10 protein-coding genes are annotated in these 11,115 nt (G+C 73.3%); 6 read left to right on the top strand and 4 right to left on the bottom strand.

Annotated elements, in window-relative coordinates:
* Positions 1-180 precede the first annotated feature (180 nt).
* Positions 181-528 carry a VOC family protein gene (locus ACFWAR_RS32385; protein ID WP_385784973.1) on the top strand — a complete coding sequence of 116 codons (348 nt, stop codon included), beginning with the start codon at positions 181-183 and terminating at the stop codon, positions 526-528.
* 134 nt (positions 529-662) lie between these two features.
* On the opposite strand, the gene ACFWAR_RS32380 is transcribed toward ACFWAR_RS32385, so the two are convergent.
* The gene (locus tag ACFWAR_RS32380) at positions 663-2,471 is read right to left on the bottom strand and encodes a protein kinase (RefSeq protein WP_385784970.1); all 1,809 of its coding nucleotides are present in this window, start codon (positions 2,469-2,471) and stop codon (positions 663-665) included.
* Positions 2,472-2,635: 164 nt separating this feature from the next.
* The gene (locus ACFWAR_RS32375; RefSeq protein ID WP_385784967.1) at positions 2,636-3,115 is read right to left on the bottom strand and encodes a peroxiredoxin; all 480 of its coding nucleotides are present in this window, start codon (positions 3,113-3,115) and stop codon (positions 2,636-2,638) included.
* A 201-nt stretch (positions 3,116-3,316) separates the two neighbouring features.
* Here ACFWAR_RS32375 and ACFWAR_RS32370 point away from each other — a divergent pair, with 201 nt between their 5' ends.
* Complete coding sequence (locus ACFWAR_RS32370; RefSeq protein WP_385784982.1) at positions 3,317-4,399, top strand: magnesium and cobalt transport protein CorA; 1,083 nt, start codon at positions 3,317-3,319, stop codon at positions 4,397-4,399.
* On the opposite strand, the gene ACFWAR_RS32365 is transcribed toward ACFWAR_RS32370, so the two are convergent.
* On the bottom strand, positions 4,321-5,820 hold the full coding sequence (locus tag ACFWAR_RS32365; protein WP_385784965.1) for a glycosyltransferase 87 family protein: 1,500 nt from the start codon (positions 5,818-5,820) through the stop codon (positions 4,321-4,323). The two genes, ACFWAR_RS32370 and ACFWAR_RS32365, sit on opposite strands and share 79 nt — an antisense overlap.
* Before the next feature lie 113 nt (positions 5,821-5,933).
* Here ACFWAR_RS32365 and ACFWAR_RS32360 point away from each other — a divergent pair, with 113 nt between their 5' ends.
* From ACFWAR_RS32360 to ACFWAR_RS32345, 4 genes are all read left to right on the top strand, one after another.
* On the top strand, positions 5,934-7,094 hold the full coding sequence (locus ACFWAR_RS32360) for a molybdopterin-dependent oxidoreductase (RefSeq protein WP_385784962.1): 1,161 nt from the start codon (positions 5,934-5,936) through the stop codon (positions 7,092-7,094).
* Positions 7,094-7,603, top strand: a complete 510-nt coding sequence (locus ACFWAR_RS32355) for a hypothetical protein (RefSeq protein ID WP_385784959.1) — start codon at positions 7,094-7,096, stop codon at positions 7,601-7,603. The genes ACFWAR_RS32360 and ACFWAR_RS32355 overlap by 1 nt, the downstream gene beginning before the upstream one ends.
* Positions 7,604-7,668: 65 nt before the next feature.
* On the top strand, positions 7,669-8,748 hold the full coding sequence (locus tag ACFWAR_RS32350; RefSeq protein ID WP_385784957.1) for a dihydrodipicolinate reductase: 1,080 nt from the start codon (positions 7,669-7,671) through the stop codon (positions 8,746-8,748).
* A 56-nt stretch (positions 8,749-8,804) separates the two neighbouring features.
* Positions 8,805-9,284, top strand: coding sequence for a carboxymuconolactone decarboxylase family protein (locus tag ACFWAR_RS32345; RefSeq protein ID WP_385784980.1), 480 nt, complete (start codon positions 8,805-8,807; stop codon positions 9,282-9,284).
* A gap of 91 nt (positions 9,285-9,375) precedes the next feature.
* Here the strand turns inward: ACFWAR_RS32345 and ACFWAR_RS32340 are convergent, their stop codons facing one another.
* The gene (locus tag ACFWAR_RS32340) at positions 9,376-11,028 is read right to left on the bottom strand and encodes a GMC oxidoreductase (RefSeq protein WP_385784978.1); all 1,653 of its coding nucleotides are present in this window, start codon (positions 11,026-11,028) and stop codon (positions 9,376-9,378) included.
* Positions 11,029-11,115 lie beyond the last annotated feature (87 nt).

Genomic DNA, 11,115 nt, shown 5'->3' with positions numbered 1-11,115 from the left:
GCCTACTGGACGTAATCGGGCGTTCCGACAACGCCGCGAGGCGCGGTACCAGGCGTCGCGAGCCAGGCGCTACTTTCGAAACACGCCCTAGCGCGTGCAGCGAAAGCGCGTGCGGTGGTGGTCGTCGCGTAGTACTCCTGGAGGCCATGGAGACACGTTTGTTCTCACTTGGAGTCGTCGATGGCCGTTCGCCGTGTCGTGCCCAACATCCAGTCGGAGGCCGCGCAGGAAAGCCGGGAGTTCTACGGCCTGCTGGGCTTCGAGGAGGTCATGAACCACGGCTGGATCATGACGCTCGCCTCCCCGTCCAGCCCGGCGGCGCAGATCAGTGTCATGACCGGTGACAAGACCGCGCCCGTCGCCCCCGACATGAGCGTCGAGGTGGACGACGTGGACGCGGCCTACGCGGCCATGCGGGAGAGCGGTGCGGAGATCGTGCACCCCTTGCAGGACGAGGAGTGGGGCGTGCGGCGGTTCTTCGTCCGCGATCCCAGCGGACGGGTGGTCAACGTGCTGGGTCATCGGTGACGGCCCCCTCCGCGCCCGCGGTGGAAGTGCCGGTCACAGCCACTCGTTGAGGCCCGCGACGAGGACGGCGCCCCGGCCTCTCGGCCACCGGCAACAGCGGCTCCGGCTCCCGCCGGTCGAGGCGCCGCCGGAGGTCACTGGTACGCCGCCCTGATCGGGACGCTCTCCGTCGTCGGGCTCTGGTCCTTGCGGTAATCGGCCGTCCAGAGCGGCTGGGAGCGGTCCGGGTCGCCGTAGACGGTCCCGCCGCCCTCGCAGAAGTAGTTGAGGCGCTGACCGGCGAGGCCGGAGGTGGCGCCGGAGGCGAAGCCGCAGACCTTGCCGTTGGCCAGCTCGAGGATCAGGGTGGTCGGGGCCGGGCTGCCCGGCGGGCGGAAGGAGTCCGCCGGGAGCGGCTGCGTCAGGATCAGCCGCTGCATGCGACGGGCGTTGCCGTCCATGCACAGCAGGACGTCGGCCGGCCCGTCGCCCGGGGCGAAGCAGGGGTCCAGGATGGTGCTCGCGGACATGCAGCGCCACGCGTCGGAGCGCGGGGTCTTGCTGGAGACCGTCCAACAGGATCCGGTGGTCTCCCCGGTGATCGTGACCCCCTCGGCCGGTTCCCCGCCCGCCATGGACCAGGGGGCGATGGTGTGGACGGCCGTGCGGCCGCCACCGGGGTCGCCGGGGGCCGACGGGGCAGGACCGCTCGCCGACAGCGGGGCGGCCGGACTCCGCGGCGGCGTCGCGGGGGCGCCCGACGCCGTGGCCCGCCGCTCCTCGGGGGAGCGCGAGGCGGAGGCCGCGCCGCCCCGCGCGTCGGGACCGTCCTGTCCGGACGGGAGCAGGCTCAGGCCCAGCCCGACGACGCCGCCGAGTGCGGCGGCGGCCGCGACGAACAGGCCCCGGCGCACCCACACCCCGCGCCCGGTGGGGGCGGACCCGCCTGCGGCGGCGGAACCGGCGGGCGGGACCGCGCCCCAGGAGGGGTCCTCGATCGAGGGCACGTCCCACCGGGCCGCGATCAGCGCGTCGTCGATCGGCGCGTCGTCGACGGGGGCGTCGTCGACCCGCGTGGGTGCGGTGGCATCCGGGCGGCCCACCGGCAGCACGTCGGTGGCCGCGCCGTCCAACAGCCGCGCGGTGACGACCGCCAGGGCCCGGGACATCGGCCGTTCGCCGGGTTCTTTGGCCAGACAGGCGACCAGGACGCCGTGCAGTTCGTCGGGCACGCCCGTCAGGTCGGGCTCCTCGCGCAGCACGCGGTAGGCCACCGCGTCCGGGGCCCCGGTGCCGAAGACGGGCCTGCCGGTGGCCGCGGCGGCGATGAGCGCGCCCCAGGCGAAGACGTCCCCGCGGCTGTCCGCCGACCCGTCGCGGTACTGCTCGGGGCTGATCCAGCCGGGAGTTCCGGTCATGACGCCGGTACGGGTCACCGCCGTGCCGTCCGTGACGTGGGCGATGCCGAAGTCGAGCACCCGGGGGCCGTCCGGGGACAGGATCACGTTGGCCGGCTTGAGGTCCCGGTGCACCACGCCGGCCGCGTGCACGGCGGCCAGCGCGGCCGCCGTACCGGCCGCCAGGAGGTGCAGCCGGGCCCCCGTGAGCGGCCCGTGCGCGGCGACGTACTGGTGCAGGGTGGGCCCCGGTACGTACGTGGTGACCAGCCACGGCGCGGCGGCGTCCGGGTCCGCGTCGACGAGGGGGACCAGACACGGCCCGGTGACCCGCCGCAGCACCCCCACCTCGCGGTGGAACCGGGCCCGGAACTGCGGATCGGCGGCGAGTTGGGGATGCACCGTCTTGAGCGCGACCCTGCGGCCGCCGCCGTCCAGGGCCGCGTAGACGACGCCCATGCCGCCCGTGCCGAGCCGTCCCACGAGGCGGTACGAGGCGATCGCCGGCGGATCGCCGGGAAGCAGCGGGCCCATCACGGCGGCGGGCACGGCGGGTACGGCAGGCACAGCGGATCCATCCCCCACGGTCGGTCACCATCACGCGCACGGGGCACGCTACCGCCCGGGCGGGGGTCGTTTCGCCGGGACGGACGACCTTCCCCCGGTCCGGCGACGTCCCCCGGGGCGCGGGACCTCCCGCCCGGCCCGGACCGGTCTCCGGCCGCGCCCGGCTACGCGAACGCGGCCAGCTCCCGGGCGAGCGTCGAGGCGCTCTGGAAGGTGGCGCCCAGCAGCGCCACGTGCTTCCAGTGCAGGGTGCCGTCCGGGGCGATCAGGAAGACCGACCGGCGCAGCCCGATCCCCGGAGCGCTCACCCCGAAGGCCCGCGCGACCTCGCGCCCCGTGTCCGCGAGCAGCGGCATCCGCAGCCCGTGCCGCCGCGCGAACCCCTCGTGGCTGTCGACGTCCTGCGGGCTGATCCCCCACACCGTGGCGCCGAGTTCGGCGAACTCCTCGAAGCCGCTGGAGTAGGAGCACAGCTGCTTCGTGCACACGGCGGTGTTGTCGCCCGGGTAGAACGCCAGGACCACCGGCCCGCCGCGCCGCTCGCTCAGCGTGTAGTCGCGCCGCTCGAAGGCGCCGTCCACCAGCTCGCCGCCGGGCAGCGTGAAGTCGCCCACCACCGATCCCACTTCCGGTCCTGCCGCCACAACCGTCTCCTCCGGCTCGTCCCGCCACGTCCCGCACGGCCACGTCGTCGTACGCGGGCGCAACGGTACGCGCCCCCGCGCGGAGGCCGACAGGAGCCCCGGGGCCACCGCCCCCGGGCGCGGAAGAGGGCCGGTCGGCGGGTGGGGCCGCTGATGCGACACTGTCTGGCGATCCGCCGAAGAGGAGTACGTACCGTGTCGATGTTCAGCAGCCTGCGCAAGGCCGTGCGCCGTGGCTACCGGCGCGCCGTGGACCTCAGCCACCCGGCCAGGTCCCCGCTCGGGACCGCCGTGGTGAACTGCGTGGTCTACCGGGGCGGCGTGCGCCAGGAGGACTGCGCCGACGCCGAGGAGGCGCTGCGCCGGGTCCGCAAGAACGGCGAAGGGTTCGTGTGGATCGGCCTGCACGAGCCGGAGCAGCGGGAACTCGTGGGCCTGGCCGCGCTCTTCGACCTGCACCCGCTCGCCGTCGAGGACGCCGCCCACGCGCACCACCGGCCCAAGGTGCAGCGCTACGACGACACGCTCTTCGCCGTCCTCAAGACGGTCCGCTACGTCGAGCACGAGCGGCTGACCGAGACCAGCGAGGTGGTCGACACGGGCGAGCTGATGGCCTTCGTCGGCGCCGACTTCGTGATCACCGTGCGGCACGGCGGCCACGGCTCCCTCGGCCCGCTGCGCGAGGCCCTGGAACGCGACCCCGACCAGCTGGCGCTGGGCCCGGCGACCGTGCTGCACGCCATGGTGGACCACGCGGTCGAGGACTACCTCTGCGTCACCGATTCGGTCCAGAGCGACATCGACTCCGTGGAGAGCACGGTGTTCAGCGACCACAGCGGGCGCGGCGACGCCGGTCGGATCTACCAGCTCAAGCGCGAGCTGCTGGAACTGCGCCGGGCGGTGGCCCCGTTGGACCGGCCGCTGCACCGCCTCGGCGCCGAGCCGATGCCCGCCGTCCCGGCCGAGATCCGCCCGTACTTCCGCGACGCCGCCGACAACCTGGCCCGGACCACCGACCAGATCGCCTCCTACGAGGCCCTGCTCGACTCGATCCTCCAGGCCCACCTGGCCCAGGTGACCGTCGCCCAGAACGAGGACATGCGCAAGATCACGGCGTGGGCGGCGATCGTCGCCGTGCCCACCATGGTCTGCGGGATCTACGGCATGAACTTCGACCACATGCCGGAGCTGCACTGGACCTACGGCTACCCGGCGGTCCTGCTGCTCATGGCCGTGTCCTGCTTCGCCATCCACCGGGGCTTCCGCCGCAACGGCTGGCTCTGACCCCCGGTCCGCCACCGCACCGCCGTGCCCACCAGGGCCGCGGCCGCGGCCACGGCGTAGGCCGCGGTCGGGGTGCCGGGGCCCAGGGCCGCGGGGGAGGAGGCGACGTAGGACGCCGCGCCCGCCAGGGCGGTCGGCAGCCACTCCCAGCGGCCGTCCAGGGCCACGAGGGCGATCAACAGCAGCGCGTACCAGGAGTACCCCGGGGTGAGCAGGAGGAACGCCGTGCCCGTCAGGAGCAGCGAGCCGTGCCAGGGGCGGGCCGGATCGCCCCGGCGCCAGACGTGGACGGCGACCGCGAGCAGCACGACGGCCACCGCGGGCAGCGACCAGGAGTCCGGGAGGACGAGGCGCAGCAGGGCGTAGCGCCCCTTGGCGGCGGGATCGTCGTAGCCCTCCTCCCGGGCGTAGCCGCCCAGGTAGCCGAAGACGGAGGAGCTGGAGGTCAGGACGTACGGCAGGTACGTCAGCGCCACCACCGCGGCGGCGGGGAGCAGCACGGCCGCCGCGTCGCGCGGCCGGCGCACGCCGGACAGCGCGCCCGGCAGCAGCACGGCGGGCAGCATCTTCGCCGCCACGGCCAGGCCGAACAGGGCCCCGCCCAGCGCCCGGCGGCGGGTGACCAGGCCCAGGGCCGCCACCGACAGGAGCACGGCGAGGACGTCGACGTGCGCGTTGTTCACCGCCTCGACGGGGACCGCCGGGCACCAGGCCCAGTAGGCGGCGCGGCGCGGGTCCGCGCCCCGGCGGCGCAGGATCAGCAGCAGGAAGGCCGTCACGGCGACGGACAGCAGGGCCCCGCCCACCTGGAGGGCCTTGTGGCGCACGTCGGACGGGGACAGGGCGTGCACGAGCAGGAACCAGCCCTCCGCCACCGGCGGGTAGATGGTGTGCACCCGGGGCCTGTTGATGCGCGTGCACACCCCGTCGGAGAGCGCCGCCCGGTCCGGCCCGGCGCACGCGGCGGCGCCCTGCGGGAACAGCCAGTCGTCGCGCAGCCGCAGGAGCGCGGGATCGGCCGGGGCGTGGTCGTAGGGGGAGGTGCCGGTGGCCTGCACCCGGCCGTCCCAGGCGTAGCGGAAGGAGTCGGTACTGGTGCGCGGCGGCGCGACCAGCCCGGTGGCGGCCACGGCGACCGCACCGGCCAGCAGCAGGGGGACGGCGTACCGGACGGGCGCCGCGCGCAGGGCTGCCACGGCCACCGCGAAGAGCGCCCACGCGGCGGCGTACCAGCCGGTCAGGGCGGCCTGGTCGGTGAAGAAGCCGTCCTTGCGGACGGTGGCCACCAGCGTCGCCACGAGCGCGACCAGGAGCGCGGCGGGAAGGCAGACGCGCAGGGCGGTCCGCAGGGCGGTCCGCGGGGCGCGGGGCCGGGCGGGTCGCAGCGGCTCGCGGACGGTGGAGGAGCGGGGGCTGGGCATGCGGCCAGCCTGGCAGTGGAGGAGGCCGGGGCGGGGCTCGCCGGGCGGGGCGTCCGCGTTTCGTAAGGTGTCGAAAGCCCCGTGCGGCGGCCCCGGCCGCTGTGATGGGAGGCATGACCGCACCGACCCGTCGCCGGCTCCTTCCGGCGCGACCGCGACCGCCCTCCTTCTCCGGGCCCCTGCACGACGCCCGCACCGCCACCGCCGTCGGGCGGTGGTTGGGCGCGGCCTTCGCCGTGTGCTTCGTGACCGGGCTGATCAGCCACTACCTCCAGCACCCGCCGTCCTGGGCGGCGAACGCGCTGCCGAGCCGTCCGGTGTGGGGGTACCGGGTCAGCCAGGGCCTGCACGTGGGCACGGGGATCGCGGCGATCGTGCTGCTGCTCGTCAAGCTCTGGGCGGTCTACCCGCGGTTGTTCGTCTGGCCGCCGGTGCGGTCGGTGCGGCACGGGCTGGAGCGGCTCTCGGTGGCGCTGCTCGTCGCCTCCGCCGTCTTCGAGGTCTTCAGCGGGCTGCTCAACATCGCCGAGTGGTATCCCTGGCCGTTCTCCTTCGTGCCGGTGCACTTCGCCGTGGCCTGGGTGGCCGCCGGTTCGATCCTGCTGCACGTCGCGGTCAAGGCGCCCGAGATCAGGGCCCATTGGAGCCGCCGCTCGCCCGGCACACTCGAACTCCCCGTGCAGGAGGGCCCCGACCGGCGGGCGCTGATGCTCGGGCTCGGCGCGGCGGTCGGCGCGGTCACCCTGACCACGGTGGGGCAGTCCGTCACCCCGCTCGCGCGCCTGGACCTGCTGGCCCCCCGCCACCCCGGGCACGGGCCGCAGGGGCTGCCGGTCAACCGCACGGCGGCGGCCGCGGGGGTGGGGGAGGCCGCGCTGCGCGACTGGCGGCTGGAGGTGCTCGGGCCCCTCCCCTACACCCTGACGCACGCCCAACTCCTGGCCCTGCCCCGGGCCGAGGCCCGGCTGCCGATCGCCTGCGTCGAGGGCTGGAGCGTGGAGGCGCTCTGGGGCGGCGTGCGGATCCGGGACCTGTTGGACCGGGCCGGGGCCCCGCCCGGCGCCGCCGTACGGGTCACCTCGCTGGAGACGGGCGGGGCGTACCGGGTCATGGAGATGGGCCGGACGTACGCCCGGGACCCGTTGACCCTGCTGGCCCTGACCCTGGGCGGGGAGCCGCTCTCGCCCGATCACGGCTTCCCGGCCCGGATCATCGCGCCGAACCGGCCCGGTGTGCTCCAGACCAAGTGGGTCGCCCGGTTGGCGGTGTTGTGATGCCCCGGAACGCGCCGCGGTACCTGCTCGGCGGCATCGGGCTGCTGCTCGTCGCCGTCGGAGTCCGGCAGGTCCTCGCCCTGCCCGATCCCGGGGACGTGCTGGTCTGGCTCGGCGGCGGGCTCGTCCTGCACGACGCGGTCATCGCCCCGCTGGTCCTCGCGGTCGGGCTGCTCCTGGCCGCCGGGGCCCGGGCCGGGCGCTGGTCCACCGCCGCGCGGGGGCTCGTACGCGGGGCCCTGCTGACCGGGGGAGCGCTCGTCCTCGTCACCCTGCCGCTGCTGCTGCGCCCCGGCGCGCCGCCCAACCCGTCGGCGCTGCCGCTGCCGTACGGGCGCAACCTGCTGATCGTGCTCGGCGCGGTGCTGCTCCTGGCTTCGGCCGCCCTGGTGGGTCTGGCCGTGGCGGGTCGCGCGCGCGGCGGCGGGCCGCCGTCCGCGCGCACGGAAACGACAGCGCGGCGCAAGGACGCGACACCGCCGCGGGAGGACACGACACCCCAAGACTGAATCCGGTTCTAGTTTTCGGGGTCGCGGCACTAGGAACCTGCAGGCCCGCTCGCTACCCTCCGCGCATGATTTCCACGGTTGTCTGGGGTACCGGCAACGTCGGCCGCGCGGCCATCCGTGCCGTCGAGGCCCACCCGGCCCTCAAGCTCGCCGCAGTACTCGTCCACAACCCCGACAAGGTCGGCCGCGACGCGGGCGAACTGGCCGGGCTCACCTACGCATTGGGCGTTCCGGCGACCGACGACATCGCGTCGGTCCTGGCCGCCGGTCACCGGGCCGTCGTGTACGCGGCCTCCGGCGACGTCCGCCCCGACGAGGCGCTCGACGACATCGTCCGTGCGGTCCGCTCGGGCGCGGTCGTCGTCAGCCCCGCCCTCTACCCGTTGTACGACCACCGCAGCGCCCCGCCCGAGTTCCGCGATCCGGTGCTCGCCGCGATCGCCGAGGGCGGCGGCTCGCTCTTCGCCTCGGGCGTCGACCCCGGCTGGGGCAACGACGTACTGCCCCTGCTGATCAGCGGACTCGGCTCCACGGTCGACGCGATCCGCTGCCAGGAGATATTCGACTACTCCACCTACGACCAGCAGGACTCGGTCCGCCACCTCATCGGCATGGGCCACCCGATGGACTTCGAGCCGATGATGCTCATGCCGTCGATCCCCACCATGGTGTGGGGCGGGCAGATCCGCCTGATGGCCCGCGCCCTCGGCGTCGAACTCGACGAGATCCGCGAGACCTCCGAGCGCCGCGCGCTCGACGAGACCGTACGGACCGCCACCATGGGGGAGTTCGAGGCGGGCACCCAGGGCGCCATCCGCTTCGAGGTGCAGGGGATCGTCGAGGGCGAGGCCCGCATCGTCATCGAACACGTCACCCGGATCCACGCGTCCTGCGCCCCGGACTGGCCCACGCCCCCCGACGGCTCCGGAGCCCACCGCGTGGTCATCGAGGGCCGCCCCCGCATCGAGGTCACGGTCGAGTGCACCGACGAGGGCGACAACCGCTCGGCGGGCGGCAACGCCACCGCCGTGGGACGGCTGGTGGGGGCCATCGACTGGCTCGCGGCCGCCGACCCCGGCCTCTACGACGCGCTCGACGTGCCGCTGCGCCCGGCAGTCGGCAAACTCGGAAGGAAGCACCCATGACCGCCACCCACGCCACCGACACCGACGACCCGGGTTCCACCGGGTCCATGACCGGCCTGCACGTCGACATCCCCGCGGGCCAGCACCCGATCGAGTACGTCTGGGGAGACATGGTCCCCGGCATCGGGATGGCCGCCGCGAACTTCTCGCTGTCGGTCTACGCCCACACCACCCTGGGACTGCGGGAGTTCGAGGCGGCCCGGCTGCGCGTGGCGCAGATCAACGGCTGCGTCTTCTGCCTCGACTGGCGGACCGACCGCGACGGCGAGAAGGTCGAGGACTCCTTCCCCGACGCCGTCACCGAGTGGCGCACGACGGACGCCTTCGACGAGCGGACCCGGCTGGCCGCCGAGTACGCCGAGCGCTACACCCTCGACCACCACGGCCTCGACGAGGAGTTCTGGGGCCGGATGAAGGCGCGGTACACCCAGGTCGAGATCGTGGAGCTGAGCATGAGCATCGGTTCGTGGCTGGCCTTCGGCCGGCTCAACCACGTGCTGGGCCTCGACAGCGTCTGCATGCTGCCCGGTCAGTGACGCGGAAGCCGAACCGACCGTGACGCGCGAGAGGTGCGGGGCCGACCGGTGGCGTCCGGTCGGCCCCGCACCCGTTGCGCGTCCGCCCAGGTCACAGGTCGGTGGCGATGATCTTCTCGATGTTGCGCTCGGCGAGCGCGGTGATCGTCACGAACGGGTTGACGCTGGTGTTGCCGGGGATCAGCGCTCCGTCGATGACGTACAGGCCCGGGTGGCCGTGCAGCCGCCCGTAGTTGTCGGTGGCCTTGTTCAGGATGGCCCCGCCGAGCGGGTGGTACGTGAGGTGGTCGCCCCAGATCTTGTAGGTGCCGAAGAGGTCGGTCCGGTAGATCGTCCCCTCCTTCGAGTTGATCTTGTCGAAGATGGTCTTGGCCATGTCGATGGCCGGCTGCTTCCAGGCCGTCTGCCAGTCCAGGTCCACGTTGCCGGTGCCCGGGTTGTACGTGAACCGGGCGCGGTTGGGGTTCTTGGTGATGGACAGGTAGAAGGAGGCGTAGGTCTCGATGCCCGTCGGCAGCGGCGCCACCTCGGCGAACGCCCCGCCCGCGGCCCAGTTGTCGATGCCGCCGCAGGGGATGGTGGCCTGGAGCTTGCCGGTCGGGTCCCACATGTGGTTGGCCCGGCCGCACATGACGTTGCCGTTGTCGCCCCAGCCCTTGCCTATCTCGTCGTTGAGGTTCGGCAGCAGGCCGGTGGCCTTCAGCTTGACGAGCAGCTTGCTGGTGCCGACGCTGCCCGCGGCGAAGAAGACCTTGTCCGCGGTCACGCTCTTGGTGGCGACGGTGTCGCCGGTGGTGTTGAGCTGCTGCATGACGACGGTGTAGCCGCCACCGGCCGAGGGGGAGACGGTGGTGACCTTGTGCAGCGGGGTGATCGAGACCTTGCCGGTGGCCTTCGCGGCCGCGATGTAGGTCTTCTGGAGGGACTTCTTGCCGTTGTTGTTGCCGTAGAGGATCTCCCCGTCCAGCGCCGACTTGGTGGCGGTCCCGGCCGCCTCCTTCTTCATGTAGTCCCAGTCGTACACGTCGGGCACGAAGACGAAGGGGAAGTTGGAGCGCTGGGCGTGCTTGCGGCCGACCCGGGCGAACTGGTAACAGTCCACGGTGTCGAACCAGGCCGGGTCGACCAGCCCCACCCCGAGACCGGCGTTGGCGCGCGGGTAGTAGGTGTTGTACATCTCGTCGGCGTCCACCGACGGGAGCACGGCCCCGAAGTTCTCGCGCTTGGGCGTGACCGCCATGCCGCCGTTGACCAGCGAACCGCCGCCGACGCCGCGGCCCTGGTAGACGGTGATGCCCGCGAAGTCCTCGGCGTCCAGGATGCCGGTGTACTTGGGGATGTCCTTGTCGATGGGGAACCCGAGGAAGTAGTTCAGCGGCGCCTTGGTCTTGGTGCGCAGCCAGTACGAACGCTGGTCGGGGTTGAGCGTGTTGCAGAAGATCTTGCCGTCCGGCCCGGGGGTGTCCCAGGCCATGCCCATCTCGATCATCTGTACGTCGACGCCCGCTTGGGCGAGCCGCAGCGCGGCGACGGAGCCGCCGTAGCCGGTGCCGATCACCAGGACGGGGACGTGGGCCCCGTCGGTGATCGGCGCGGCCGAGGCCGTCGCGGCGGAGGCGTTCGAGGCGGCGCCGCGCACCTGCGCCGCGTTGGCTCGACCGGCTACGGCCATCGCCCCTAGAATAGAACCTGTTCCTGCGATGAACCCACGGCGTGAAAAGCCCTTGGATCCCTTGTCGGGCATGGCGGAATCGCTCATGTGATCTTCCTCACTCTCGGCGGAGTGAGAACAAGTTCTACTGTCGCTTGCGTGAAGAGTCACTAGATACGT

Source organism: Streptomyces sp. NPDC059917 (assembly GCF_042730635.1).
GTDB lineage: Bacteria > Actinomycetota > Actinomycetes > Streptomycetales > Streptomycetaceae > Streptomyces.
Note: the sequence above shows the minus strand (reverse complement) of the source record. Positions and strands in the feature narration are given on the sequence as shown.